This is a genomic window from Ruegeria sp. BG6, from assembly GCF_056538465.1.
This window is the reverse complement of the sequence record NZ_JBQFTB010000009.1, coordinates 153,110-178,970: the sequence shown is the minus strand read 5'-3', so window position 1 is coordinate 178,970 and position 25,861 is coordinate 153,110. Positions and strand designations below refer to the sequence as shown.

Here is a 25,861-nt window from a genome sequence, read left to right as displayed (position 1 = left end):
TCACCAAGCGGGCGCTAACGCTCCGACCTACAACTACCCGAACGAGGAGGGCGCGCCATGGCTGGTTCAGCCGACGCGGATTTCAAGACACGCCTTCAGAACTGGATTCCCAAGCTGGTCCTGTCCCCATCGATCGCGATGATGACGGTCTTTGTCTACGGTTTCATTCTGTTTTCGGTCTACCTGTCCTTTACTGACAGCCGCATTCTGCCGACCTTTGGTTGGGTCGGGTGGGAAAACTACGATAAGCTGTGGCGGCTCAGCCACTGGGAAACATCGCTGATCAATATGGGCATCTACGCCAGCCTGTATATCGTGATCTGCACCTGCCTCGGGCTGGGTTTGGCAATCTTCCTTGATCAGAAAATCCGCGGCGAGGGGCTGTTGCGCCCGATCTACCTGTATCCGATGGCGCTAAGTTTCATTGTCACGGGTACCGCCTGGAAATGGTTTCTTGACCCGGGTATAGGCCTTGAGAATGTGATGCACACCTGGGGTTGGACCAGCTTCGAGTTCGACTGGATCAAGAACCGGGATTACGCAATCTACACGGTTGTTCTGGCGGCCGTATGGCAGACCAGCGGTTTCGTGATGGCGATGTTTCTGGCCGGCCTGCGTGGGATCGACAATGAAATCCTTCGGGCCGCGCAGATGGATGGGGCCTCGAACTGGAACCTCTATCGCCGGATCATCATCCCGCAACTGCGCCCTGCATTCCTGTCAGCCTTCGTGATCCTCAGCCACCTGGCGATCAAGACCTTTGACCTTGTGATTGCGTTGACGGGAGGCGGACCGGGCCGTGCGACCGAACTGCCCGCGACCTTTATGTATTCCTACACCTTTACGCGGAACCAGATGGGGATCGGCGCGGCCTCGGCCACGATCATGCTGATGACCATCGCGGCGATCATGATCCCCTATCTTTATGCCGAATTGCGGGAGAAACGCTGATGTCCCAAGCAACTCAGGATACCGCAATCCGCACTGGCCGCGTCACGCGCACCTTGATCTATCTGGTGCTGCTGCTGTTCGGTCTGTTCTACCTGCTACCGCTTTACGTCATGCTGGTAAACTCGGTGAAACCGCTAGAGGAGATCACCGGCGGTGGCATGATGAACCTGCCACAGGTGTTCACGTTGGAGCCTTGGTTCAAGGCATGGTCCTCGGCTCAGATCGGTGTCGATCCTACGGGGTTGAAGCCCTACTTCTGGAACTCGATCAAGATGGTTGTTCCGGCGGTGATCGTTTCGACCATCCTTGGCGCGCTGAACGGCTATGTACTGACCAAGTGGCGCTTCAAATATGACACCATCCTATTCGGTCTGATGCTGTTTGCCTGCTTCATTCCGTTCCAGATCGTGCTGATCCCGATGGCGCGGATGCTGGGTATCATCGGGCTGGCGGGTACCACTTGGGGTCTGGCACTGGTGCACGTGGTCTATGGGATTGGCTTCACCACGCTGTATTTCCGCAACTACTACGCCGTGTTCCCGACCGAGCTTATCCGGGCTGCCCAGATTGATGGGGCCGGGTTCTTCCAGATCTTCTGGCGCATCCTTCTGCCCAGTTCCGGGCCGATCGCAGTGGTGTCGATCATCTGGCAGTTCACCAACATCTGGAATGACTTCCTGTTCGGTGCATCCTTTGCCGATGCCAACAGCCAACCGATGACCGTTGCGCTGAACAACCTCGTGCAGTCTTCCACCGGTGTGAAGGAATACAACGTTCATTTTGCAGGCGCCATTCTGGCCGCCATGCCAACTCTGCTCGTCTACATCGTGGCCGGACGGTACTTCGTCCGCGGCCTGATGGCGGGTTCGGTGAAAGGATAAAGTCCCATGGGATTTCTGGACATAGACAACGCGACCAAATCCTACGGGGCGGTCGAGGTTCTGCACAAGGTCGATATTTCGGTGCAGGAGGGTGAGTTCCTGGTGCTGGTCGGTCCGTCGGGCTGCGGCAAGTCGACCCTGCTGAACATGATCGCGGGGCTGGAAGAGATCACCAGCGGCGAAATCCGTATCAAAGATCAAGTTATGAACGGGGTGCACCCGTCGAACCGCAACATCGCTATGGTTTTCCAAAGCTATGCGCTTTACCCCAACATGACTGTGGGGCAAAACATCACCTTCGGGCTTGAGATGCACGGGGTGCCCAAGCCTGAGCGCGAGAAAGCGATGCAAGAAGTCGCCAAGCTGTTGCAAATCGAGCAATTGCTGGATCGCAAGCCCGGGCAGTTGTCGGGTGGTCAGCGTCAGCGGGTTGCAATGGGTCGCGCGCTGGTGCGAAACCCTGATGTCTTCCTGTTCGATGAGCCGCTTTCGAACCTTGATGCCAAGCTTCGGGTCGACATGCGAACTGAGATCAAGAAGCTGCATCAGAACCTCGGGACCACCATCGTCTACGTGACCCACGACCAGATCGAGGCGATGACTCTTTCAAGCCGCATCGCTGTGATGAACGGCGGCTACGTGCAGCAACTGGGCACGCCGCAGGAAATCTATGACACGCCCTCGAATATCTTCGTCGCGACGTTTATGGGCTCGCCCGCAATGAACGTGGTACCGGCCAAGGTCACGGTATTGAATGGTCGCCCTCACGCAGAGGTCGCCGTTCACGACGGATCTACGGCGCAATTGCCGTTCAGTCAGGACAATCTGGCCGCTTGGGACGGTCGTGATATCCTGCTGGGCATCCGGCCTGAGACGATCACTGACATGGATGGTGCGGACAGAAAGTCGTCGAACATCGCGCAGATGACCAACCGTATCGTGGTGACAGAACCTGCCGGATCGGACACCTTCGTCTCGATGCAATTGGGCGGCCGAGATGTGATCGCGCGCATGCGCTCGGATGCCGAGGTTGCACCGGGACAGGATTTCAACTTTGCGGTGAACATGGAAAAGGCAGTGGCCTTTGATCCGGAAAGCGAGATGCGGATCCTTCCATGAAAAGGGCTGACGTTATAATCATTGGGTCGGGTATCGGGGGGGCAACGCTGGCTGCAGCGTTGGCTCCGTCTGGCCGTCGTATTCTGATCCTTGAAAGGGGAGAGCGGTTGCAGCCCTCACCTCAGGATCGAGACCCAAGGGCGATCTTTGCCAATGGGCACTTCCGCCCCGATGAAACATGGCTGGATGGAGCAGGCAAGCCTTTCAACCCCGGAAACTACTACTGCGTTGGTGGCAATTCCAAGTTCTACGGCGCAGCTTTGATCCGCTATCGGAAAGAGGATTTTGCGCCGCGTCAGCACATGGGGGGGCATTCGCTCGGCTGGCCCATTTCCTACGAAGTGCTGGAGACGGATTACTCCACCGCAGAACAGCTTTACGACGCGCGTGGCACCACTAAAGAAGACCCCACCGAACCGCCGCACAGTAGGGGTTACCCGCACCCACCTGTGCCGGATGAGGTTGATATTGCAGACCTGAGAAACCGGCTAAGCCACGCAGGCCTGACGCCATCCTCAGTACCGTTGGGCGTGGATATCGATACCTGGTTGCAGGCCGGGCAAACGACTTGGGATGCGTTTCCCAATACATGCAGTGGCAAAATGGATGCCGAAACCTGTGCGATCGCCAAGGCAATGAAGCACGGGAATGTCGAACTGTTGACTGGTGCGCGTGTCCGAAAACTAACGGTTGGTGACGATGGTCGCGTTACGAGTGTCGAGGTTGACGGCCACGGTACCCTGCGCGCGCCGGTCATCGCGCTTGCAGCAGGCGCGGTTCAGTCCTCGGTCCTGTTGCTGCAGTCCGCGAATGACAATTGCCCAACCGGTCTTGCCAATCGGTCCGATCAAGTCGGGCGGAATTTTATGAACCACAATTGTTCGGCGGTGCTGGCCCTTCATCCGTTGCGTCGAAACAGAGCAGTCTATCAGAAAACGTTGATGTTTAACGATTATTACAACAGCGACGGGCAGGGTGGTTTGCCATTGGGCAATATTCAGATGCTGGGAAAGATCACCGGGCCGATCCTTTCGTCGCAATCTCACCTACCGGGGCCGATTGCAGCGCTAATCGCCGATCGCAGTTTTGATTTCTATGCCATGTCCGAGGACCTGCCGAACCCGGACAGCCGGGTTACGGTCGAAGGAGACCAGATCACACTGGACTGGAAACGCTCGAATTGGGCAGCGCACGAGGCCCTTGTCGCACGGTTAAAGGCGCATCTGAAACAGGCAGGGTTTCCTGTGATACTTTCTCGACCATTTGATCGGCGCACACCGTCGCATCAATGCGGCACGGCCCGGATGGGCAACGACCCGGACAGCAGTGTCGTCGACACGTTTTGCCGAAGCCACGACCACAAGAACCTATTCATTGTCGACGCTTCTGTCCTTCCGACGTCTGCTGCGGTTAACCCGGCCCTTACGATAGCCGCGCTGGCGCTCAGGGCGGGTCGTCACATTATTGAAACGGAGTTTTCCGTATGACCGGAACAGCATTGGTGACCGGAGGACAGCAGGGTATTGGCCTTGGGGTGGCCCGCGCTTTGATTGCGGCGGGGTACAGGGTCGCGGTGGCCTCTAGATCGGCACCTGAAAAACCGGCTGTGCAGGCGGCTTTGGCCGAGCTTGGCCCAAACGCGATTTATGTGCAGCACGACGTGTCTGACATTGATCACGTACCGGTGTTGCTGGACCAGATCGAAGCCGAGTTGGGGCCGATCACAGCCCTGATCAACAATGCTGGTGTCGGGGCACCGGTACGTGGCGACATGCTGGATCTGACGCCTGAAAACTGGGACTTCGTGCAAAATATCAACCTGCGCGGCGCGTTCTTTCTGGCGCAGGATGTGGCCCGGCGCATGTTGGAGCAGCCGCAAGCCACCTATCGTTCGATAACCTTTGTAACCTCAGTCAGTGCCACGATGGTGTCGATTGAACGGGCCGAGTACTGCGTGTCCAAAGCGGCCGCGGCGATGATGGCCCAGCTATTCGCGGTGCGCATGGCCCCCCATGGCATCGGCGTTTTTGAACTGCGACCGGGCATCATCGCGACTGAGATGACGGCGGGCGTGCGCGACAAGTACACCGACCGTATCGAAGGCGGTCTTGTTCCCGCAGCACGCTGGGGTAAGCCCGAGGACATCGGGGCCGTCGTTGTCCCGCTGGTTCAGGGGCAGATGCATTTTGCCAACGGCGCCGCCATCCCGGTGGACGGCGGTCTGTCGATCTCACGTCTTTAACGCAGGGCACATCAGAATGTCTGAAGGATTTGATTTCATTGTTGTCGGAGGCGGCTCGGCAGGTTCGGTTATCGCCGCGCGCCTTTCCGAAGAACCGTCGGCGAAAGTGCTGTTGTTAGAGGCCGGCTCAACCGACCGCCACCCGTTCTTTCACCTGCCCGCCGGGTTTGCAAAAATGACCAAGGGCATCGGCAGCTGGGGTTGGTCCACGGTTCCGCAAAAGCATATGCAGAACAAGGTTTTCACCTACACGCAGGCCAAGGTGATTGGCGGCGGGTCGGCAATTAACGCGCAGATCTACACACGAGGCGCGGCGCAGGACTACGATGACTGGCGACAGATGGGGTGCGAGGGGTGGAGCTATGCTGACGTGCTGCCCTATTTCAAAAAGTCCGAAGACAATGACACTTATGAAGACGAATTCCACGGCAAGGGCGGACCGCTGGGCGTGTCCATGCCCGCAGCACCTCTGCCAATCTGCGACGCCTATATTAAGGCCGCCGGGGAATTGGGGATTCCTGAAACACGCGATGTGAATGGCGCGAAACAGGATGGCGCGGGGTACTATCAGTTGACCCAGCGCAACGCGCGGCGCTCATCTACCGCGATGGCGTTTATTGCGCCCAACCGCAGCCGCCCGAACCTGACGGTGCGCACCGGCGCACAAGTCCGCCGCATCATTGTGGACAAGGGCAGGGCGACTGGAGTCGAGATGGTGAACGGGGACAAGATCTCCGCCGCGAAAGAAGTCATTCTTTCCTCGGGTGCCATCGGTTCACCGCGCTTGTTGCAACTATCGGGCATTGGGCCAGCGGATCATTTGGACAGTCTTGGTATCGACGCGGTTTATCATCAACCTCAGGTCGGCGCGAACCTGCAAGACCATTTGGACTTGTACTCGATCTGCGAAGTGACCGGCCCGCACACCTACGACCGTTACGCTAAGCTGCACCTTTCAGCCTTCGCAGGCCTGCAATATCTTTTCACCCGCAAGGGACCGGTCGCGTCCAGTCTGTTTGAAACGGGTGGGTTCTGGTACGCCGATCCGGATGCGCGCTCACCTGACCTTCAAATGCATCTGGGGCTTGGCACCGGAATCGAGGCAGGGGTCGAGGCGATGCCCAATGGTGGAGTTACCCTGAACGCCTGTTTCCTGCGCCCAAGGTCACGCGGAACCGTCCGGTTGCAAAGCTCAGACCCCGCGGTCATGCCGCTGATCGATCCCAACTATCTGGCGGATTCTTATGATCGCGAGATGTCCATTCGGGGTCTAAAGCTGGTGCAGAACATCCTCGCACAGGATGCGCTGAAGCCGTACATCTTGGCCGAACGCTTGCCGGGTCCGGATGTGAAGACCAAGCAGGAGTATTTCGACTTTATCTGCGTGCATTCCAAAACATCGCACCACTGCGCTGGAACCTGCCGAATGGGCAGTGATGCCGAAGCGGTGCTGGATCCGCGTCTGCGCTTCAACGGGATCGAAAGGCTGCGCGTCGCGGACGCGTCGATCATGCCGACGGTCAATTCATCGAATACCAACGCACCGACAATTATGATCGGCGAAAAGGCTGCTGACATGATCAAAAAAGATCAAGGCTTCTGAAAATGATCCGCCACATCGTACTGACCAAATTTCGCCCCGACGTGACCGAAAAGACCATCGGAGTCATCTACAAGGGCCTCGCAGCAGTATCTGAGGCCCTTCCCGGCGCCAGCGGGTTCACCGGGGGGCGCAGTAAAAGTCCCGAGCAGATCGAACGCGGATACATGCATGGGTTCGTAATCGATTTCGACGATTGGGCGGCGCTGGAGACGTATCAGAACAACGAAACACACAAGGCGTTGGGCGCGCAACTTGTCGAGAACGCCGTAGGCGGTATCGACGGTATTCTGGTTCTGGATTTGGAGGTTTGAAACAATGAAACTGATTTTGCCAAATCCCGAAGGGAAGCTTGAACCCTATGCGCTGACTGGGACGCCATTGGTGCCGCGTGCGCCGCAAGTGCCTCTGACGCGGACGGCCTTTGCAGCAGCGCATGTGGTTTCAGACCCGCTGGCAGAACGTAGCCCTTGGGATGGACGCCCGGCCGTTGACTGGGACGCGACCTTGAGTTTTCGTCAGGGGCTTTGGGATCAGGGGTTGGGCCTGGCCGAGGCGATGGATACCGCGCAACGGGGTATGGGGGTCGATTGGGAGACCGCGTTGGAATTGATCCAACGCACGATGAAGGCTGCGCAGGCACACCCGTTGTCGCCTCGGGTGGCTTGTGGGGCAGGGACCGATCACTTGCCGCTGAGCGCGTTGAACACAGCGGGTGACATCCTGTCAGCCTACGAGCATCAGGCCGAGGCGATTGAAGCCGTCGGAGGGCAATTGATCCTTATGGCGTCACGCGCCTTCCCAGCTATCGATGCGGGTCCGGACACCTACCATGATGTTTATCGCACGCTGATCGATGGGGCTGCGGTACCCATAATTCTCCATTGGTTGGGGGACATGTTCGATCCTGCGCTCAAGGGCTATTGGGGCAGTGCGGATGTTGATACGGCCAGTGATTTTGTGCTGTCCTTGATCAAGGAAAACCCTGCCAAAGTTGACGGAATCAAGATCTCTTTGCTGGACCAAGCGCACGAAGAAGCCTTCCGCGCTCGGCTGCCGGAAGGTGTACGCCTTTATACCGGGGACGATTTTAACTATGCGGACCTAATTGTCGGGGATGGAACACATTTTTCCCATGCTCTTCTTGGGATTTTCGCTGCTATCGCTCCAGCCGCCAGCCAAGCGCTTGAGGCGCTTGCGATGAATGACATGGATCGCTACAGTGCTCTGTTCGCGCCGACGGTGCCACTCAGCCGTGAGATTTTCCGCGCACCAACCCGGTTCTACAAGGCCGGTATTACGTACTTGGCGTGGCTGAACGGGTCGCAGTCCCATTTCATCATGCCGGGTGGCTTCCAATCCAGCCGCGACATCTGCCACTACGCGCAGGTCTTCAGGCTGGCGGATCAGGCCGGTTTGCTCTCGGATCCGGAACTGGCTAAAGCACGGATGACCACGCTTCTCAACCTGCATGGAGTTGAACAATAGCCTAAATGCGCAGACCCACGATCATAGATGTCGCCAACTCGGCGGGCGTTTCCAAGTCGACGGTCAGCCTTGTTTTGCAGGGCAGTCCGCAGGTGAAGCCAGAGACACGCAAGCTGGTTCATGCCGCCATGAAAGAGATTGGGTATGTCTACAACCGGTCGGCGGCAAATCTGCGATCCACGGGAACGGCGCTCATAGGCTTGGTTATCAACGACCTGAACAACCCATTTTTTACTGAGTTTGCGACTTCCTTGCAGATGGCACTGGGGTCCCGAGGCTATGCGGTTGTTGTGGCTAATACAAACGAAGACCCCGAGCTTCAGGATCAGGTGGTGGGCGCGATGCTGGAGCATGGGGTTTCCGCCTTGATCCTATCGCCTGCTTACGGCGATGTCTCAAACACCCTTTCCGCGGTCGAGCGAGCTGGCATCCCTTTGATGCAGGTCTTGCGACAGGTTGAAAGCGAAACGGGCAGATTTCCCTTTATCGCCCCTGATTACGCAGAGGGTGGGCGCGCGGCAACACAGTACCTGATCGAATCGGGCGCGCGGAACATCGCCTTCATCGGTGGTCTGGATGGCGCCGAAGTCACTCAGGAAAGACTGTCCGGCTATATCAGAGCAATGAAAGACAACCACTTGCAGCCTGTTGTTAAAACAGGGGAATCCAGCCGATCATTTGGACATAAGGCAACAGTCAGCCTCTTCAAGGAGCAACCGGCGTGCGATGCCGCAGTTTGTTTCAATGATCTTGTTGCTTTTGGGATGATTAATGCCTGCCATGAAGCTCAGGTGAAGATTGGCACGGAGTTTCAGATTGTCGGTTTCGACGACATCAAGGAAGCATCAGAATGCTGGCCAGCTTTATCTACAGTACGTTGCGGCGTATCCGAGTTTGGAGAAAAAGTCGCGGACACTGTTTTGCTGTGGCTGCAGGATGGAGTCGCGCCAGCGCGGCACACGCGCACTTCAACGCGCTTGGTTTTGCGGCAAACCACGAAAGACACAGTATAGCAGAAGGTTATACCGGCCCTTGTCGAGAAGCTCCTAGCGTCTTGTCAGAATAACTTGGGTTGTGGTGGGTAGGGTGCTCTCGTAGCTTTCGCGCATGATTAAACAGTCGCCATTCAATTACTTCAAGACCAGTCCAGAGGTCATTCGTTTGGCTGTAATGCTATACGTTCGGTTCCCATTGCCGCTTCAAAACGTGAAAGATCTAGTGCGTGTACAGGGAATTGAGGTGAGCCACGAAACCGTCCGATTTTAGTGGAACAAGTTCGGCCCGATGTTTGCCTCCGAGACCAGGCAAGAGCGAGCCCAGCAACTGCTCGCATTCTCGAAACAGAAGCAGCACGTGGATGAGGTCTTTGTGAAGGTGAATGGCAAGAGACACAACCTTTGGCGGGCCGTTTATCACGAAGGCAAGGTGCTGGAAGCCGCTTTCACCAAACGCCGAAACAAAGCTGCAGCATTGATATTCCTCAAGAAGTTATTGAAGCGCCATAGTTGTGTCGATGAGATCGTGACCGACTGTTTTGCACCCTATTAGGCTGCGCTCAGACAATTGGGTGCTCTCAAAAACAAAGGACGGGCAGGTGGCCCAACAACTGCGTCGAGAAATCACTTCTCCCGTTTCAACGACGCGAACGCGCCATGCAACGTTTCAGGCGCATGCGAAGCTTACAGAAATGCGCCTCCGTCCACTCCTGCATCTATAACCACTTCAACCCGGAAAAATCGCTAGCCAGCCGTGACACCTTCATGCTGACGCGCGCCGCCGCTCTGGCCGAGTGGCGCGAAATTGGCGCGAGATAAAAGACAGTGTCACCGGCTTATCAGAGTCGCGTTCGAATTCGTCTGACAGCTCCGCCACTTATGCCTGTCTCACTTCAATTGTGTTTTCTGACCCGGAATTGTGCCGCAATTCCCTCTGGTTGTTTTGCCTTCTCCGAAGCAAGGGAATTTCGTGACCACGACCCAATACTTAATGGCCGCCATTCAAATACTTCAATACGTGTCACGAGGTTTTTTGGCTTCGTGTCGAATTGTGCCACGCTCAGAGAACTCGGTGCGAAGGAAAAGCCAAAGACCAATCCCTTCGACCAAAACGTGAAGCAGGGTCTGGTCAGCGCATCACGAATGGGTTCGACATTGGCTGGTCTGACGTATTCAGCCAGACAGTTTTGGTCCGGGTATAGTCGTGAATAGCCTCGACGCCCGCCTCCCTGCCATAACCGGATTGATTATAGCCACCGAAGGGCGCGATTGGGGACACGGCTCGGTAGGTGTTGATCCAGCAGATTCCCGATTTCAATCGCGATGACACACGATGGGCACGGGCGACATTTTCGGTGAAAACGCCAGACCCAAGCCCAAACTGCGAGTCGTTGGCCAATGCGATGGCTTCATCTTCCGTTTCGAAAGCCAACAGGGACATCACAGGACCGAACATTTCGACCTTCAGGGTCTCTGTCTCGGCACTTGTGCATTCAACCAGCGTCGGGGCCATGTAGTTTCCTGGCCGGTCCAGTGGCGTACCACCAAAACGGATGCGCGCGCCTTGTTCTGTGGCCTTTGCCAAAGTCGCCTGAATTCTGGCAATCTGGGCGTCGGTACAAAGCGGGCCGATATGGGTGGCTTGTTCCAAAGGATCCCCGATAACGACGCCCGTCATCTTCTCTTCGATCTTTTCGGCCAGGGCATCCAGCACCGGACGATGTATCAGCCCGCGTGACCCAGCCACGCAGCTTTGGCCTGAGGCACCAAAGTTTCCTGCAATCAGGCCGTTTGCCGCGCCATCCAGGTTGGCATCATCAAAAACTATGATTGGAGACTTGCCGCCCAACTCCAACGTGGTTACCGCAAAGTTTTCAGCCGAGTTGCGCACCACGTGGCGTGCTGTCTGCGGTCCGCCAGTGAACGCGATCCGGTCGACCTCGGGATGCCGGGTGAGGGGGATCGAACAATTCTCGGCGTCGCCTGTAATGACGGAAACAACACCGGGCGGAAAACTCGCTTCATCGATCAGCCGCGCAAACTCCAGCATCGGAGCAGGCGCAATTTCTGATGCTTTCAGAACGACCGAACACCCTGCCGCAAGAGCCGGTCCAAGCTTGGTTGCGGTCAGGAACATCTGTGCATTCCAAGGCACGATCGCGACCACTACGCCAATGGGTTCGCGCCTGGTAAAGACATGCATATCCGGTTTGTCGATCGGCAGGACCGCACCTTCGATCTTGTCTGCGAGCCCTGCATAGTATCGATAATAATCACCGACATAGGCTGTCTGGCTTGCGGTTTCGGCCAGTAGCTTTCCGCTGTCCTTTGTCTCGAGCTCGCCCAGGAGTTTGGCGTTCTGTTCGATCAGGTCCGCAAGCCTGTACAGGAGTTTGCCGCGTCCGGTTTGCGTCATGTCGCGCCACGCTGGGTCATCAAGGGACCGGCGCGCCGCAGAAATGGCGCGGTCCACGTCATCTTTAGAAGCGCAGGCGAAACTGGACCATCCCTCACCCGTTGCGGGGTTTTGCGAACTCATCACCTGTCCGCGCGATCCTTCGGTCCATTCGCCGTCAATATAGAGTTGAAAGTGTGGTTTCTGGTTCATGATCGAGCCTCACTGAAACTTTGGCATTACGTCGTCAATGAAACGCGCCAGCGATGCGCGCTTGCGATCGAAGCTCATGCCGCTGTCGATCCAGTACGAATACTCATCATAGCCAAGGTCTTCATAGCGTTTCAGACGATCCGTGACCCCATCCGCGGTACCGACGGTCAGATCACGAGCCAGGTTTTCCGGGGCCATCATAGCGTTGGCCGCCATCTCTTCGTCCGTCAATTCCTGGATCAAGCCCTGTTGGACTGGCCGCTTGTTTTGGAACCAGGCCCCGAAGTAATTGTAGAAGCGGGACAAATCCTTTGCGGCCCGGCCCAGGTCAGCATCGTCGCGGCCGACATAGGTGTGGTGCAGCAGCATGATCTTGGGGCGCGGGCCTTCGTAATTTGTGCAGGCGTCTTCAAAGCGACCCATCAGCGTTTCTATTTCCTCCATGCCCTGCCACAGCGGCGTAACCTGGATATTAAAGCCATTCTGTACGCCGAATTCATGGCTGTTCGGATCCCGCGCCGCGATCCAGATGGGCGGTCCGCAGGGTTGTACGGGCTTGGGGGCCGAGGTGGTGGCAGGAAATTGAAAGAACTCTCCGTCATGCGCGCAGTCACCGTCCCAAAGCTTGGGCAGCAGTGGGGCGATTTCGCGCATACGCTGACCGGCGTCCCACGCATCCATGCCGGGCATCATCCGTTCATACTCGTAGGAATAGGCGCCGCGCGCGATGCCCAGCTCAATTCGGCCGCCCGTCATAAGGTCGGCCGCTGCCGCTTCGCCTGCCAGCTTGATCGGATGCCAGAATGGCGCAATCACTGTGCCGGTGCCAAGCCGCACGTTTTTGGTGTGATGTGCAATATCCACCAGTGACATCAGCGGGTTGGGCGCGATGGTGAAGTCCATGCCATGGTGCTCGCCAGTCCAGACAGCGCGCATTCCGGCCTCATCGGCCATCTTGCACAGCTCAATGAACTCTTCATACAGCTTCTCATGGGGCTGATCGGGGCTCAGCCGCTCCATGTGTGCAAATAGAGAAAACTCCATCATTCAGGTCCTTTCCGAGAGGCTGTGCGTGTCGCCCTGCTGCGCGTTGCCCAGATAAAGCGAGAAGTCGCGGGTTCGGCTTTCCAGTGCATAACGAGACATCATGGTGGCGATTGGAGGCGTCGCGTAAGAAAGGGGCGCCAAATCCTTGATTGCGACCGCCTCGAGATTGCCGTGCCGTGGAAGTTCCGCCGCATTGGCAAGTATGTAGACATGGTGCGTCGTGGCATCGTCATAGACCGAGTATGCAACGCCCAGACGCGCGTCTATTCCACGATTGTGCAGGTCTTGCCGAAGGCCGTCTCGCAATTGGCTCCGGTCTGAAAGCGTGACCTGGGGCGGTCTGAAACCAGCATCGTTTTTCTCCAGCAACACATGCCCTTCATGTTCGATGATTGCGCCGCAGACGACATTTCGCCCTGTGGGTTCAAGCGCACCGCGTTCCAGACCGAGACTGAAATACCGTCCGTTCGCAAAGCCAAGCGCTGGGGTTTCGTTGTGGGAATACGCCTCGACCTGCCCGATCAAAACGCAGTGGTCGCCTGCCTCGACCACCTGATGGGTCCGGCAGGAGAACGTCGCGACCGCGCCGTCGATCAGTGGAATGCCGCGCGTGTCGAGGGTGTGGCCAGCTTTGGCAAATCGATCACCTTTGAAGCCGGCGAATGTGTTGGACACTTCTTCTTGCCCCTCGGCCAGAATGTTCACTGCAAAATGGTCGCAGGCTGAGAACTCGTTGTATGAAGACAGGCTTTTGCCGGGGCAGACCAAGATTAGCGGCGGGTCAAGCGAAACCGATGTGAAGGAATTTGCCGTAAAGCCCACGGCAGCGCCAGACGCATTTCGTGTGGTAACGACTGTCACGCCGGTCATGAAGCTGCCAAAAGCGCGCCGGAGGTCACGGGGGTCGGGTTTGGTCATGGTCGCACCTCGCTCTGAAAGCTGGAAATGGCGGCGTTGACCTGAATTGCATGTGTCATCGGCATCATATGTGCCGCCCCGTCAATGACCTGCGCCCGCCCGTTCGGAGTGGCATCTGCCATGTTGCGGGACATTTCGGGAGTGGAGTTCGGCTCCAGACTGCCGGTCAGAAAAAGCGCGGGGCAAGCGAGATTCTCCAACTCGTCGCGCCGCGGACTTTGGCTTTGGGCAAAAACCGTATAGGCCAACTTGTAGGCTGCTGGATCCATGGCCATCAGCCACTCACGACAGGCATCGCGTTCAGGTGAGGCGCCATCGCCGAACCACCGGCGCAACGTGCCCGTCGAATCGGCACGTGTCTCGCCGTCCAGTTCCGAGGCCCGATCGTGTACCGCCTGCGCTGCTTTTGCACTGCGTTCAAAAATGGCGTTCAAAGCCACGACACCACGGACCTGATCCGGTGCTTTGGCGGCAAGTTCCAGCGCGATCATGGCGCCCATCGAGTGGCCCACTAAAACGACCGGCCCTTTCAGACAACCCAGAACATTCAATGCCGCATTGATGTAGTCCGACAGCCCGCCGCCTGAATCACCAAGTGGGCTTTCTCCGTGACCGGGCATATCCGGAGCGGTCAGGCGGTTCGCTGAGGCCAGTGCGTCCAACTGAGCGCCCCAGGCTTCAGCCCGCAGGCCAACGCCATGCAGCAACAGAACGTCCGGTCCTGAGCCAGCTTGAATTGCGGCCAGCCCGCCGACCTCAGACCGCGGCCGGGTTGTCCACGTCATGGCCCAAGTCCTTAAGGTCCTGATAACGGTCGCCGATGCGGTGATGCGGTCTGCCCGAGGTTGCCGCGCCCAGTACAACGACAATCTCGTCGTCGCGCGGCGCGTCCGGGATCGAGAATTGAATGGTCAGGTAGTGAGAGCGCCGACCGGCATCGTTCTTGTCCATCAATGGCACCATGATCGGCGCATTCGCCGGGCCACGTGTGTTTGTAAACGCCAGATAGGATTTGGCGGCAACCGCCTGCCGGTAATGATTGCCGAACCGCAGAGTATGAATAAGGCCCGAAGCATGCTCGACCTCGCCATTCAGCCCGACGACGGCTGCCTTGCCATAGGCTTCGATTGCGTCACCACTCCCGGCCAAAGCAATCATGCGGTCTGTCATCATCTTGCCAAGAACGGGGCCATAGGCCTGGATTTCAGGTTTGAGGTCTTCGACGTACCGACCGGCCCATGGATTGGTGACTATTGCAGCCACGGCAAACATGCGCCACGGGGTTTCCACGGGGCGAAACCCTTCGACAAGAACCTCCTCGTCGTAGGTTACAATCTTGCGTATCTCTGGCTGCATATTTCCCCTCCTGTCGCGCTGGCAGAGGTTAGAAACGGCCGTGGATTTTGACAAATGATTGAATTATGTGCTTTCACATTAAAAAGACTAATGGCCAGCTTGACCAATGGGAAAATCACTTCCACCTCTGACCTGGTTCCGATCCTTTGAGGCCGCGGCTCGCACCCTGAGCTTTACGGCGGCTGCAGAAGAAATCGGGCTGACGCAATCGGCAGTTAGTCAGCAGGTGAAATCTCTTGAGATGCGATTGGGGACCGCACTTTTTGTCCGGCATCCGCGCAGTCTGGCCCTGACAGATGCCGGGCGAAAACTGTTGCCCGAAGTTGGCAGCGCGCTTGAAATCCTGGCCGCTGCCGCCGGAAGGGCCGATGCCAGCGCACCGGGCGATGTTTTGACGGTGGCGACATCTGTCAGTATCGCACAATGGGTCATCGCCCCACATCTTTCGGACTTCGCCACGCGCCATCCCGAAATTAGCGTGCGGCTGTTAAGTGCAATCTGGCCTGACGATTTTCACACGTCCCAGGCTGACGTTCAGGTCCGGTTTGGGTCAGAAAAACAAGTGGGGCAGGGGTCCGAGCGCTTAAGGCCGGACGGCCTGGTCGCGTTCAAGGCGCCGACACTTGCCGGAGACCCGTTTGACCTTCCCCTGATTGAGGCAGTCGGTACGTCAAGCGGTTGGAATATATGGTTCGAAAAGCAGGACGTGCGGCGTCAGCCAACCGTTTTTGTCGATACATTCGGCATGGCGCTTCAACTGGCCGTTCATGGCAGCGGGGTCGCTCTGGTCAGCGAATTGCTGGCGAAACACGCGATTGCGTCCGGTTTGGTCGAACGCGCGCATAGCTGCTCTGTCGAATGCAACGAAGGATATTACCTTTCCGCCGATACCTCCAATCCCGCAGCCGTGTTGTTTCATGACTGGTTGCTTGAACAGATTAGCGATTGATCAGGCATCGACACTTAATAGTCCGTGCCGTTCTTAGGGTTTCACGAACATTTTTCGTGGTCGTTGGCACAAACACTCGGCTGGTCCGCTTTCCCTGATCAGGATCGACTCGGTAATCGCAAGACCCCAATCATCCATCCAAAGTCCCGGCATAAAATGAAACGTCATGCCAGCTTCGAGGATCGTATTGTCTTCGTCCCGCAGCGAAATCGTGCGTTCGCCCCAATCCGGAGGATAGCTGAGGCCGATGGGATAGCCGCAGCGAGCACCGCGTTCGATACCGGCGCGTTCGAGCGGTGCCGCCAGCGCCTTGGCGATGTCACTCGCGCGATTGCCGGGTCTTGCGGCCTCCAGACCCGCCTCCAGTCCTTCAACCAAAGCTTCCTCGGCTCTTTTGAGGTGATCAGGTGGCTGACCCAGAAATACCGATCGACAGAAAGGCGCGTGATAGCGGCGATAGCACCCTGAAAGCTCAAAGAACGTGCATTCACCCGACTTGAAAACATCACCATTCCAGGTCAGATGCGGCGCGGCGGCGTCAGATCCCGACGGCAGAAGTGGCACGATGGCGGCGTAGTCCCCCCAATCATCACCGACGCCGGTAATCGCATCATGATATATCTGCGCGACCAGTTCATTCTTGCGCAACCCGGGTTCAACGCGTTCAAGGACGCCGTCAGTAACAAACTCCGATATTCGGGCCGCCTTGCGCATCAGGGTGATTTCTTCGTCGGATTTCACGGCTCGTTGCCAGTTTACCAAAGCCGTTGCATCAATCACTGTTGCCTCAGGCAATTCAGACGTCAGCGCAATATGGGCTTTGGCCGAATAGTAGTAGTTGTCCAGTTCCACCCCAATTCGGCTAGCGCCGTGCCCGCATCTGACAATCAGTTGCGCCAGATCCTCCATCGGATGCCGTGTGGTCGATTGCACGAAATGATCCGCGTATCCGAAAACCCGATCGTCCCCCATCCACACTGTGCGCAGCGCGCCGTTTGTGTCCTGACGGCGTCCCCACCAGATCGGGTCCGCATCAAGAAAGATCAGGGCGCCTTGGTGAACGTAAAAAGACCAACCCTCGTACCCGGTGAGCCACCCGATGTTCGATGGGTCTTCGACAAACAGGCAATCTATTCCCTTTGCAACCATCGCCTCTCGGGTCTTGGCAAGACGGCGATCATACTCGGCCTGACTGAAGGCTGGATCGGAATGGGTCATAGGCGTCTCCAGTTAGCAACAGACTTTGGTTGACAGAACCCTACCGATCGGCTCACGTCAACGAACCAAAATTGGGGGGGGCATGAAGACCGATATCAATCCACACCGATTGGACCGAAGAACTGCGCCATCTGTGCCGTATCGTTCCAACGTTTCGGCCTGCACGTGGGGCACCAGCGCTGTGGTCGCCGAATGAGGGGGTTCGAGCCAACGGAATTCGCGAATCGTACCAAACGCGCGCAGGCGTTGATGGATGACGCAGGCTTGTCCGCGCTTTTGCTTACCACGGAAACTGACGTGCGGTACTTTACCGGATACCTGACCAGGTTCTGGGAAAGCCCGACCCGCCCCTGGTTCCTGATCTTGCCTTCGGCCGGTAAACCTGTCGCCGTTATCCCCTCCATCGGCGCTTCGCTGATGGGGCAGACCTGGATTGATGATATCCGAACGTGGAGTTCACCGGATCTGCAGGACGACGGCGTCTCGCTTCTGGCCGATGCCCTGATGGAGTTGACGCCAGCGGACGGTCGTATCGGAATGCCCGATGGTCACGAGACCCACGCGCGTATGCCCATGTCGGATATTGAACGTCTGCGTATCAGTCTTGGCTCGCGCAGTGTCACAGGAGACCACGGTATTTTACGCCAACTGCGCACGGTCAAATCCGAGGCAGAGATCACCAAAATCGAAACCGCATGCGGCATAGCCGGTCGGGCATTCGCTCGAGTTCCCGAGATTGCCCGGGTCGGCGTGCCTTTGGATGAGGTTTTTCGTCGTTTCCAGATACTCTGTCTGGAGGAAGGTGCCGACTGGGTGCCGTATCTCGCTGGTGGGGCAGAGCAGGGCGGTTACTCCGACGTGATTTCGCCTGCCTCTTCGTCGCCTTTGGCGATTGGCGATGTACTGATGCTTGACACCGGCCTGGTCTGGGACGGGTATTTCAGCGACTTCGACCGCAACTGGTCTGTGGGCCCTGCAAGTCCGGATGTGAAATCTGCCTACGCCAGGTTGATTGAAGCGTCGGACGCCGCGTTCGAAATCGCGCGACCCGGTGCGACCGCGGCGGACTTGTTTCATGCCATGAATACGGTGCTGACCAAGGGCTCTGAAGGCACGGATGCAGGGCGACTGGGGCACGGGTTGGGGATGTCGCTGACCGAATGGCCGTCTCTTATCCCGATGGACCAAACCGTTCTTGAACCTGGTATGGTGCTGACGTTGGAGCCGGGTATTGCGGTTGGTGACAAAATTTTGGTTCACGAAGAAAACATCGTTGTAACAGCCGACGCCCCGCGGTTTATCAGCCCGCGCATCGGGCCGGAGATGATCGAACTATGACCCACGTTCCCTACACACTTGACGAAGACGACCCGCAGGCTTCGCCGCTTGGGTTGATTGTTCTGCAAGTCGACGAAACGATTGAGCCGGAATTCAGTGCGTATTTCTCAGACCGGAAGAACCCGCTTTACATAACGCGAATACCCAGTGGAATCGAGGTAACAACCGAAAGCCTCGCGGAAATGGAGAAAGCCCTGCCGGCGGCGGCGAGGTTGTTGCCAGGCGCGCGGCCTTTTCGGGTGGTTGGATATGGCTGCACGTCGGCCAGTTCGGTCATTGGATCAGAGCGTGTGGCAGAGCTTGTAAAGCAGGCGTGCAATACCGACGAAGTGACAAACCCATTGCGTGCCGCCACGGCCTGCGCAGCGGACCTGGGTGTTTCGAAGTTCGCGCTGCTTTCCCCTTACATCGAGGAGGTCAACGCACCGCTGCGAAACGCGTTCTCGGAAAACGGAATAACCATGGATGTATTTGGAACCTTCGGGCAGGCCGAAGAGGCAAAGGTTGCGCGGATTTCGGTCCAATCCGTGGTTGAAGCCGCAACTGAACTGGGATCTGATCCGTCGGTTGAAGCCGTCTTCCTTAGCTGCACGAACCTTCGCACCCTTGAAGCTATCCCCGAGATTCGTGAGCGGATCGGCAAGCCGGTTCTTTCGAGTAATCAAAGCCTTGCATGGCATATGCGTCGCCTCAACGGTGTTCACTGAGCGGTAAAGTTAAATTCAAAATGCGGAAATGCGCTATATATTGTTGCCAAGTGCCTACTGCATGGTCTTAACTGCTGCTTACAGATCAATGAAATCCGAAACTCTCGGATAATCATTTGACGAAACAGGGGGTCTTGTGACCGGTACAATGAACGACGCCGCGTTTGTCGAATTCCAACGCGTTCAGAAGTCTTATGATGGCGAGAACCTCGTCGTTAAAGATCTAAATCTTGCGATGCCCAAGGGTGAGTTTCTGACAATGCTCGGGCCGTCAGGTTCGGGTAAGACGACATGTCTTATGATGCTCGCAGGGTTTGAAACCGCCACCCACGGTGAAATCCTGCTTGATGGCAAGCCCATCAACAATATTCCACCGCACAAGCGCGGAATCGGTATGGTTTTCCAGAACTATGCTCTGTTTCCGCACATGACAGTGGCCGAAAACCTGTCGTTCCCGTTGGAGGTCCGCAAGCTGGGCAAGTCCGAGCGGGAGGAAAAGGTTCAGCGCGCTTTGGACATGGTTCAGATGGGCCAATTTGGAGGCCGACGTCCGGCTCAGTTGTCCGGTGGCCAACAACAGCGGATCGCGTTGGCGCGTGCCCTGGTTTTCGAACCCGAACTGGTTTTGATGGACGAACCCCTGGGCGCATTGGACAAACAGCTGCGTGAGCATATGCAGTTCGAAATCACGCGCCTTGCGCATGAACTGGGAATCACCACGGTCTACGTTACCCACGACCAGACCGAGGCCCTGACCATGTCAGATCGTGTTGCCGTGTTTGACGATGGCCGCATTCAGCAGCTTGCGCCGCCTGATCAGCTGTACGAAGAACCGGAAAACAGCTTTGTTGCGCAATTCATCGGGGAAAACAACACCTTGGAAGGTGTCGTTAAATCGATTGGTGGTGGCACATGTGTTGTCCAACTGGATGATGGCTCTGAAATCGACGCGGTTCCGATCAATGTTCACAAACCGGGTGAACGGACCAAGGTGTCGATCCGGCCTGAGCGGGTAGAATTCAACAAGAATCGCCTGCACGCGGATGCGCATACTCTGAAGGCAACCGTCGAAGAGTTCATTTATATGGGCGACGTTTTCCGGTTCCGGATGTCCGTCGCAGGGAACGATGACTTCATCGTCAAAACCCGGAACGCACCAGACGCAATCCGCCTGTCCCCGGGGCAGGAGATCGAGATTGGTTGGCTGGCTCAGGATTGTCGTGCGCTCGACGCATAGACCAAGTCGCGCGGAACAAGCGCGACCTCACTGAGGGACTGGCTGGTGAATACCCGTGCATCAGCCGACCACACACATAAACGGGAAGAACTGGGAGTTATACATGAAAACAACCAAAACATTGTTGACAGCAGCGGCACTCGGGGCGGTTGCTGGCGGTGCCTTCGCACAGGAAATGACCATCGTTTCCTGGGGTGGGGCCTATTCCAAGTCGCAGCTGAAGGCCTATCACGAGCCCTATTCCGAGAAGACCGGGGTGACCATCCTGAACGATGACAGCTCGGCTGAAGCGGTTGCGAAACTGCGTGCGATGAACGAAGCGGGCAACATCACATGGGATGTGGTTGATGTGGTCGCTGCGGATGCAATTCGTCTGTGCGATGAAGGGCTTGCGCTTGAAATCGACTTTGACACTCAGCTGGCTCCGGCCCCCGATGGCACATCGGCCTCCGAGGATTTCGGCGACCTGCTGGTCAGCGACTGCTTTATCCCGCAGATCGTCTACTCCACCACCTTCGGTTACCGCACCGATCTGGTAGGCGATACGCCACCGACCGATATCTGTGCCGTGTTCGATCTGGAAACCTATCCCGGCAAGCGTTCGCTGGAAAAACGCCCGATCAACAATATGGAATGGGCGCTGCTTTGTGATGGCGTGGCCAAGGATGACGTCTATGACGTCTTGGCCACAGCCGAGGGTCAGGACCAGGCGCTGGCCAAGCTGGATACCATCAAGGACAGCGTTGTCTGGTGGTCTGCCGGGGCGGACACACCACAGCTGCTGGCCGATGGCGAGGTTGTGATGGGTTCGACCTATAACGGCCGTTTGTTCAGCGTGATCGAAGAGCAGAAGCAGCCGGTTGCCATGCTTTGGGACGCACAGGTGTTCGATCTGGACGGATGGATCATCCCGGCCGGCCTGAGCGAAGAGCGTCAGCAGCGTGCGCTAGACTACATTATGTTCGCGACCGATACGCAGCGTCTGGCGGATCAGGCCAAGTACATCTCGTACGGCCCGGCACGCGCTTCGTCGGCTCCGCTGGTTGGTCAGCACGCCGAACTGGGTATCGATATGGCACCGCACATGCCGACCGATCCGGAGAACGCCAAGAACACGTTCCTTTACAACTACGAGTTCTGGGCTGACTACCGCGACGATATCGACGCCAAATTCCAGGCGTGGCTGGCGCAATAAGCTGCCATTGGATTGGTGACACTGTCAGGGGCGGGTTTCACTGCCCCTGACCCAGAAAAAGCCAAGGGACAACAATGACTGACGCAACCCAAAACGCGGGCCCCATGCTGGCCGCTGATGGAACACCGCTTAAGCAGTCGCTGGCGCGTTCGCTACGACGGCAAAAGCTCCGGGCGTTGATGTTGGTTGCGCCTCTTCTTCTGTTTGTCCTGTTTTCATTCCTTGTTCCCATTGCATCGATGCTGTTCCGGTCAGTGGAAAACACCATCGTGTCCGACACTCTTCCTTTGACCGTTGAGGCCCTGAACAACTGGGACGAACAATCAGGAGAGTTGCCGGGCGAGGGTGTGTATGACGCATTTGTGCGTGACATGCTTGTTGCGATTGACAACAAAGAGCATACAAGGCTCGGCTCGCGTTTGAACTACGAAGAGACTGGTATGTCCTCGATGTTCCGCAAATCCGGGCGTCAGATCAAAAAACTGGATCCCGAAACGGACGGGCCGTTCAAGGAGAAGTTGATCGAGATTCACGACGGCTGGGGGGATCCGCAAACCTGGCGGGTGATGAAAACCCATTCACCGACGATCACAAACGGGTACTTCCTGAATGCCGTCGATATGCGCAGAACGCCGGAAGGGGCTCAGGCTCAACCGGAAGACAAGCAGATCCTCATCAAGCTTTTCGGACGCACGCTGTTCATGTCGCTCGTCATTACAGGTGCCTGTATCTTGCTCGCGTACCCTGTCAGCTATCTGTTGGCGACGCTTCCGATGCGGGTGTCGAACCTGTTGATGATCTTGGTGCTGTTGCCATTCTGGACATCACTTCTGGTTCGGACATCGGCCTGGAAAGTCATGTTGCAACAACAGGGGGTCATAAACGATACGCTTGTTTGGTTGGGGCTGGTAGCGGACGACGCTCGACTGATCATCATCAACAACCAGATCGGCACAATCGTCGCGATGACGCATATCCTGCTGCCGTTCATGATCCTGCCAATGTATTCAGTGATGCAAACCATTCCGGCCACTTACACACGCGCCGCCAAATCCATGGGTGCGACGAACTGGACCACTTTCTGGCGTATCTACTTCCCGCAATCCATTCCGGGGATCGGCGCCGGGTCGATCCTCGTCTTCATTCTGGCGATCGGTTACTACATCACGCCCGAGATCGTGGGCGGAACCAAAGGCGTCTTTATTTCGAACCGGATCGCCTATCACATCTCGTCCTCATTGAACTGGGGGCTTGCCGCGGCCTTGGGTACGATCCTTCTGGGGGTCGTGCTGCTGCTCTACTGGGTCTACGACAAGATCGTGGGCATCGATAACGTGAAGTTGGGATAATCAAGATGGCTGCACTGACACCGATATCCCGCAAACCCATGTCCATGGTTCTGCCCAGTGTCGCACTGGCAGGGGCTTTTGCCGGCATCTTTGTCGGCGCAGGAAATGGCTCGGTTTTTCTTGGAATTCTGGGCGGAGCTGTCCTGATTACGGGGCTGGCCTGGGTCTACATAAATCTTGTTAAGAATGAAAAACTGGCACGGTGGATCAACATCGTCGGATTCGGCGTCATAGGGTTTTTGGTGGCCGGCCTGATGGGCGGCGTGTTGGGTTTACTCGGCGGCTGGTTTTTCGTCTGGTTTATCTACTGGCTGTATGAGGGGCGCTATCGGCGCAAGCTGTTGCCGTACCTGACAGCGCAACAGGTGTTTTACCACTATCTGTTTCGCGTGATCTGTGGTGCGATCTTCGTCTTCCTGATCACGCCGATCCTTGTGGTGCTGCCACTGTCGTTCAACGCGCAGGACTTCTTCACCTTTACGCCCGAGATGCTGCGGCTGGACCCGGAAGGCTATTCCCTCAAGCACTATCGGGACTTCTTCACCAACAATGAATGGCAGCGCAGCTTCAAGAACTCGCTCATCATTGCGCCGATTGCGACGGTTATTTCGGTATCGCTGGGAACTCTGGCCGCCATTGGTCTTAGCCAGTCCCACGTTCCCGGGCGCCGCGCGATCATGGGTATTCTGATTTCTCCGATGATTGTCCCGCTGATCATCTCGGCGACGGGCATGTTCTTTTTCTACAGCGATATCGGACGGTTCCTTGAAGGCACGTTGGGCATGAACAAGAACTTCGTGGGCTATCTGAAAGTGATTTTGGCGCACGCCGTGCTGGGTATTCCCTTTGTGATCATCACCGTGACGGCGACTCTGGTCGGTTTTGACCGGTCCCTGACCCGGGCTGCGGCCAATATGGGCGCGGGGCCGGTGCGGACCTTCTTCAAGATCCAGATGCCGCTGATCCTGCCTGGCGTCATCTCGGGTGGTCTGTTTGCCTTCATCACGTCATTCGACGAAGTGGTCGTGGTACTGTTTGTCGGTTCCGCCAGCCAGAAGACCTTGCCGTGGCAGATGTTCACCGGCCTGCGTGAGCAGATCAGCCCGACCATTCTGGCGGTTGCGACAATCCTGGTGGTCTTGTCGATTGCCCTGTTGACCACGGTCGAACTGTTGCGGCGCCGTTCCGAACGGTTGCGGGGACTTTCGCCCGCTTGACGTAGCAAACAGTCTGATCTATCGATTCACCTGTTCATCTCCGCCGCGATGGCGTCGCGGCGTCTAAGGAGGTGATCGGCTCTCGGACCCCGAGACCGCCTGTCCTGAACGCCGGGACATGTGGCCGGGGATTGCACACCCGGCAAGGATGAGAGACCAAAGATGACTGACATTTCAAACCGCCCCGAGTTCTTCACCTGCCACAATGGTGACAAGGCCCCGCTGCCGTTCAGCAAGGCCGAGTATGACCGCCGTCTTGGCAAGCTGCGCGCGATCATGGCCAAGCGGGATATCCCCGTCGTGCTGCTGACGTCCATGCAGAACATCGCCTACTACTCGGGCTTTCTGTATTGTTCGTTCGGTCGCCCGTATGGCTGCGTTGTGACCCAAGACAACTGCACCACCGTGTCCGCTAATATCGATGCGGGGCAACCGTGGCGCCGGTCAGTTGAAGACAACGTGATCTACACCGACTGGAAGCGCGACAACTACTGGCGTGCCGTTGCAAGTCTGATCGGAAACGCCAAGCGGGTTGGGATCGAAAGTGACCACATGACCATTGCGGCGCGTGAAACTGCCCTGCGCATGCTGGGTGCCCCCGAGTTGGTCGATGTCGCGCCCGATACGATGGCGGCTCGTATGGTCAAATCCGCAGAGGAAATTGAACTGATCAAGGGCGGCGCGCGCACTGCGGATGTTGGCGGTGCGGCCATTCACGCGGCCATCCGCGAAGGCGTAACCGAGATCGAAGTTGCAATGGCGGGTCGAGACGCGATGGAAGAGGAAATCGCGCGTGCCTATCCGGATGCCGAATACCGCGACACCTGGGTTTGGTTCCAGTCCGGTCTGAACACCGATGGCGCACATAACCCGGTGACAAAACGCGCGCTGCAAAAGGGCGATATCCTGTCCCTGAACACCTTCCCGATGATCTCGGGCTATTATACCGCACTGGAACGGACCCTGTTTCTGGGCGAGCCGGATGCCGACAGCCTGCGCCTATGGAAGGCAAACGTGGCAGCGCACGAACTTGGCCTCAGCCTGATCAAGCCAGGCGCCACCTGTTCCGGCATCACTGCCGAGATCAACCGGTTCTTCGCCGACGAAGGCCTGCTTCAGTATCGTTCTTTCGGCTACGGCCACTCGTTCGGCGTTCTGAGCCATTACTATGGTCGTGAGGCCGGTCTGGAATTGCGTGAGGACATCGACACCGTGCTGGAACCCGGCATGGTCGTTTCGATTGAGCCAATGCTGTGGATTCCCGAAGGCCAACCCGGTGCGGGCGGTTACCGGGAACACGATATTCTGGTGGTGGGTGAAGACGGGGCCGAAAACATCACCGGTTTCCCATACGGACCGGGTCACAACATTATCGGTGCCTGATGATCAATGGGGTGGAGCTTTGGCTCCACCCTTTTTTGGGATGCGCGCCGAGCAGGCAAACTT

General features: G+C 57.1%; 23 protein-coding genes and 1 pseudogene. 18 read left to right on the top strand and 6 right to left on the bottom strand.

From position 1 onward, the window contains the following. The first annotated feature begins 57 nt into the window (after window positions 1-57). From ACR0JW_RS16455 to ACR0JW_RS16410, 10 genes and pseudogenes are all read left to right on the top strand, one after another. Entirely contained in the window at window positions 58-951 is an 894-nt protein-coding gene (locus ACR0JW_RS16455) for a carbohydrate ABC transporter permease (protein WP_170496900.1), read from the top strand. After that, window positions 951-1,832, top strand: a complete 882-nt coding sequence (locus tag ACR0JW_RS16450) for a carbohydrate ABC transporter permease (protein WP_170614506.1) — start codon at window positions 951-953, stop codon at window positions 1,830-1,832. Before ACR0JW_RS16455 ends, ACR0JW_RS16450 begins: the two co-directional genes overlap by 1 nt. Window positions 1,833-1,838: 6 nt before the next feature. Continuing rightward, window positions 1,839-2,951 carry a sn-glycerol-3-phosphate ABC transporter ATP-binding protein UgpC gene (locus tag ACR0JW_RS16445; RefSeq protein WP_170614507.1) on the top strand — a complete coding sequence of 371 codons (1,113 nt, stop codon included), beginning with the start codon at window positions 1,839-1,841 and terminating at the stop codon, window positions 2,949-2,951. Beyond that, complete coding sequence (locus ACR0JW_RS16440; RefSeq protein WP_170614508.1) at window positions 2,948-4,438, top strand: GMC family oxidoreductase; 1,491 nt, start codon at window positions 2,948-2,950, stop codon at window positions 4,436-4,438. The genes ACR0JW_RS16445 and ACR0JW_RS16440 overlap by 4 nt, the downstream gene beginning before the upstream one ends. After that, window positions 4,435-5,193, top strand: coding sequence for a 3-ketoacyl-ACP reductase (locus ACR0JW_RS16435; RefSeq protein ID WP_170614509.1), 759 nt, complete (start codon window positions 4,435-4,437; stop codon window positions 5,191-5,193). Before ACR0JW_RS16440 ends, ACR0JW_RS16435 begins: the two co-directional genes overlap by 4 nt. 16 nt (window positions 5,194-5,209) lie before the next feature. Beyond that, window positions 5,210-6,796: a GMC family oxidoreductase N-terminal domain-containing protein gene (locus tag ACR0JW_RS16430; RefSeq protein ID WP_170824825.1), complete on the top strand. Its 1,587-nt coding sequence runs from the start codon at window positions 5,210-5,212 to the stop codon at window positions 6,794-6,796. A gap of 2 nt (window positions 6,797-6,798) precedes the next feature. Next, complete coding sequence (locus ACR0JW_RS16425; RefSeq protein WP_170680582.1) at window positions 6,799-7,107, top strand: Dabb family protein; 309 nt, start codon at window positions 6,799-6,801, stop codon at window positions 7,105-7,107. A gap of 4 nt (window positions 7,108-7,111) precedes the next feature. Continuing rightward, on the top strand, window positions 7,112-8,281 hold the full coding sequence (locus tag ACR0JW_RS16420) for a dihydrodipicolinate synthase family protein (protein WP_480714202.1): 1,170 nt from the start codon (window positions 7,112-7,114) through the stop codon (window positions 8,279-8,281). 5 nt (window positions 8,282-8,286) lie between these two features. Then, window positions 8,287-9,294: a LacI family DNA-binding transcriptional regulator gene (locus ACR0JW_RS16415; RefSeq protein ID WP_170680580.1), complete on the top strand. Its 1,008-nt coding sequence runs from the start codon at window positions 8,287-8,289 to the stop codon at window positions 9,292-9,294. Between the two features lie 94 nt (window positions 9,295-9,388). Next, a pseudogene (locus ACR0JW_RS16410) lies at window positions 9,389-10,095 on the top strand (IS6 family transposase). A gap of 310 nt (window positions 10,096-10,405) precedes the next feature. Here the strand turns inward: ACR0JW_RS16410 and ACR0JW_RS16405 are convergent. The 5 genes from ACR0JW_RS16405 to ACR0JW_RS16385 are packed head-to-tail and all read right to left on the bottom strand — an operon-like array spanning window position 10,406 to window position 15,205. Then, complete coding sequence (locus tag ACR0JW_RS16405; RefSeq protein ID WP_170680578.1) at window positions 10,406-11,884, bottom strand: aldehyde dehydrogenase; 1,479 nt, start codon at window positions 11,882-11,884, stop codon at window positions 10,406-10,408. A 9-nt stretch (window positions 11,885-11,893) separates the two neighbouring features. Further along, on the bottom strand, window positions 11,894-12,928 hold the full coding sequence (locus ACR0JW_RS16400) for an LLM class flavin-dependent oxidoreductase (RefSeq protein ID WP_170680768.1): 1,035 nt from the start codon (window positions 12,926-12,928) through the stop codon (window positions 11,894-11,896). A 3-nt stretch (window positions 12,929-12,931) separates the two neighbouring features. Further along, window positions 12,932-13,849, bottom strand: coding sequence for a flavin reductase family protein (locus tag ACR0JW_RS16395; RefSeq protein ID WP_170680576.1), 918 nt, complete (start codon window positions 13,847-13,849; stop codon window positions 12,932-12,934). Continuing rightward, window positions 13,846-14,634 (bottom strand): alpha/beta fold hydrolase, encoded by a 789-nt coding sequence (locus ACR0JW_RS16390; RefSeq protein WP_170680574.1) that lies wholly within the window; start codon window positions 14,632-14,634, stop codon window positions 13,846-13,848. Before ACR0JW_RS16390 ends, ACR0JW_RS16395 begins: the two co-directional genes overlap by 4 nt. Next, window positions 14,606-15,205 (bottom strand): amino acid synthesis family protein, encoded by a 600-nt coding sequence (locus ACR0JW_RS16385; protein ID WP_170614517.1) that lies wholly within the window; start codon window positions 15,203-15,205, stop codon window positions 14,606-14,608. Before ACR0JW_RS16385 ends, ACR0JW_RS16390 begins: the two co-directional genes overlap by 29 nt. A gap of 106 nt (window positions 15,206-15,311) precedes the next feature. Between ACR0JW_RS16385 and ACR0JW_RS16380 the strand changes: the two genes are divergently transcribed. Beyond that, entirely contained in the window at window positions 15,312-16,154 is an 843-nt protein-coding gene (locus ACR0JW_RS16380; protein ID WP_170680573.1) for a LysR family transcriptional regulator, read from the top strand. Between the two features lie 33 nt (window positions 16,155-16,187). Here ACR0JW_RS16380 and ACR0JW_RS16375 read toward each other — a convergent pair whose 3' ends face one another. After that, a complete protein-coding gene (locus ACR0JW_RS16375) occupies window positions 16,188-17,372 on the bottom strand; it encodes a M24 family metallopeptidase (RefSeq protein WP_170680571.1) in 1,185 nt (394 codons plus the stop codon). Window positions 17,373-17,564: 192 nt separating this feature from the next. Here ACR0JW_RS16375 and ACR0JW_RS16370 point away from each other — a divergent pair, with 192 nt between their 5' ends. The 7 genes from ACR0JW_RS16370 to ACR0JW_RS16340 all read left to right on the top strand — a co-directional run bounded on the left by ACR0JW_RS16370 (window position 17,565) and on the right by ACR0JW_RS16340 (window position 25,798). Then, window positions 17,565-18,710, top strand: coding sequence for a M24 family metallopeptidase (locus ACR0JW_RS16370; RefSeq protein ID WP_170680569.1), 1,146 nt, complete (start codon window positions 17,565-17,567; stop codon window positions 18,708-18,710). Next, window positions 18,707-19,417, top strand: coding sequence for an aspartate racemase/maleate isomerase family protein (locus ACR0JW_RS16365; protein WP_170680568.1), 711 nt, complete (start codon window positions 18,707-18,709; stop codon window positions 19,415-19,417). Before ACR0JW_RS16370 ends, ACR0JW_RS16365 begins: the two co-directional genes overlap by 4 nt. A 148-nt stretch (window positions 19,418-19,565) precedes the next feature. Further along, on the top strand, window positions 19,566-20,654 hold the full coding sequence (locus ACR0JW_RS16360) for an ABC transporter ATP-binding protein (RefSeq protein WP_170680565.1): 1,089 nt from the start codon (window positions 19,566-19,568) through the stop codon (window positions 20,652-20,654). Window positions 20,655-20,757: 103 nt separating this feature from the next. After that, window positions 20,758-21,849 carry an extracellular solute-binding protein gene (locus ACR0JW_RS16355; protein ID WP_170680562.1) on the top strand — a complete coding sequence of 364 codons (1,092 nt, stop codon included), beginning with the start codon at window positions 20,758-20,760 and terminating at the stop codon, window positions 21,847-21,849. Between the two features lie 74 nt (window positions 21,850-21,923). After that, the gene (locus tag ACR0JW_RS16350) at window positions 21,924-23,198 is read left to right on the top strand and encodes an ABC transporter permease (RefSeq protein WP_480714201.1); all 1,275 of its coding nucleotides are present in this window, start codon (window positions 21,924-21,926) and stop codon (window positions 23,196-23,198) included. A 5-nt stretch (window positions 23,199-23,203) separates the two neighbouring features. Further along, window positions 23,204-24,415, top strand: a complete 1,212-nt coding sequence (locus ACR0JW_RS16345; protein WP_170614525.1) for an ABC transporter permease — start codon at window positions 23,204-23,206, stop codon at window positions 24,413-24,415. Between the two features lie 162 nt (window positions 24,416-24,577). Then, window positions 24,578-25,798, top strand: a complete 1,221-nt coding sequence (locus ACR0JW_RS16340) for an aminopeptidase P family protein (RefSeq protein ID WP_170614526.1) — start codon at window positions 24,578-24,580, stop codon at window positions 25,796-25,798. The last annotated feature ends 63 nt before the right edge of the window (window positions 25,799-25,861 follow it).

Bases quoted from the DNA above. Each gene is read 5' to 3' on its own strand.
- ACR0JW_RS16455 (WP_170496900.1), top strand. From the start codon at position 58: ATGGCTGGTTCAGCCGACGCGGATTTCAAGACACGCCTTCAGAACTGG.
- ACR0JW_RS16450 (WP_170614506.1), top strand. From the start codon at position 951: ATGTCCCAAGCAACTCAGGATACCGCAATCCGCACTGGCCGCGTCACG.
- ACR0JW_RS16445 (WP_170614507.1), top strand. From the start codon at position 1,839: ATGGGATTTCTGGACATAGACAACGCGACCAAATCCTACGGGGCGGTC.
- ACR0JW_RS16440 (WP_170614508.1), top strand. From the start codon at position 2,948: ATGAAAAGGGCTGACGTTATAATCATTGGGTCGGGTATCGGGGGGGCA.
- ACR0JW_RS16435 (WP_170614509.1), top strand. From the start codon at position 4,435: ATGACCGGAACAGCATTGGTGACCGGAGGACAGCAGGGTATTGGCCTT.
- ACR0JW_RS16430 (WP_170824825.1), top strand. From the start codon at position 5,210: ATGTCTGAAGGATTTGATTTCATTGTTGTCGGAGGCGGCTCGGCAGGT.
- ACR0JW_RS16425 (WP_170680582.1), top strand. From the start codon at position 6,799: ATGATCCGCCACATCGTACTGACCAAATTTCGCCCCGACGTGACCGAA.
- ACR0JW_RS16420 (WP_480714202.1), top strand. From the start codon at position 7,112: ATGAAACTGATTTTGCCAAATCCCGAAGGGAAGCTTGAACCCTATGCG.
- ACR0JW_RS16415 (WP_170680580.1), top strand. From the start codon at position 8,287: ATGCGCAGACCCACGATCATAGATGTCGCCAACTCGGCGGGCGTTTCC.
- ACR0JW_RS16405 (WP_170680578.1), bottom strand. From the start codon at position 11,884: ATGAACCAGAAACCACACTTTCAACTCTATATTGACGGCGAATGGACC.
- ACR0JW_RS16400 (WP_170680768.1), bottom strand. From the start codon at position 12,928: ATGGAGTTTTCTCTATTTGCACACATGGAGCGGCTGAGCCCCGATCAG.
- ACR0JW_RS16395 (WP_170680576.1), bottom strand. From the start codon at position 13,849: ATGACCAAACCCGACCCCCGTGACCTCCGGCGCGCTTTTGGCAGCTTC.
- ACR0JW_RS16390 (WP_170680574.1), bottom strand. From the start codon at position 14,634: ATGACGTGGACAACCCGGCCGCGGTCTGAGGTCGGCGGGCTGGCCGCA.
- ACR0JW_RS16385 (WP_170614517.1), bottom strand. From the start codon at position 15,205: ATGCAGCCAGAGATACGCAAGATTGTAACCTACGACGAGGAGGTTCTT.
- ACR0JW_RS16380 (WP_170680573.1), top strand. From the start codon at position 15,312: ATGGGAAAATCACTTCCACCTCTGACCTGGTTCCGATCCTTTGAGGCC.
- ACR0JW_RS16375 (WP_170680571.1), bottom strand. From the start codon at position 17,372: ATGACCCATTCCGATCCAGCCTTCAGTCAGGCCGAGTATGATCGCCGT.
- ACR0JW_RS16370 (WP_170680569.1), top strand. From the start codon at position 17,565: ATGAGGGGGTTCGAGCCAACGGAATTCGCGAATCGTACCAAACGCGCG.
- ACR0JW_RS16365 (WP_170680568.1), top strand. From the start codon at position 18,707: ATGACCCACGTTCCCTACACACTTGACGAAGACGACCCGCAGGCTTCG.
- ACR0JW_RS16360 (WP_170680565.1), top strand. From the start codon at position 19,566: ATGAACGACGCCGCGTTTGTCGAATTCCAACGCGTTCAGAAGTCTTAT.
- ACR0JW_RS16355 (WP_170680562.1), top strand. From the start codon at position 20,758: ATGAAAACAACCAAAACATTGTTGACAGCAGCGGCACTCGGGGCGGTT.
- ACR0JW_RS16350 (WP_480714201.1), top strand. From the start codon at position 21,924: ATGACTGACGCAACCCAAAACGCGGGCCCCATGCTGGCCGCTGATGGA.
- ACR0JW_RS16345 (WP_170614525.1), top strand. From the start codon at position 23,204: ATGGCTGCACTGACACCGATATCCCGCAAACCCATGTCCATGGTTCTG.
- ACR0JW_RS16340 (WP_170614526.1), top strand. From the start codon at position 24,578: ATGACTGACATTTCAAACCGCCCCGAGTTCTTCACCTGCCACAATGGT.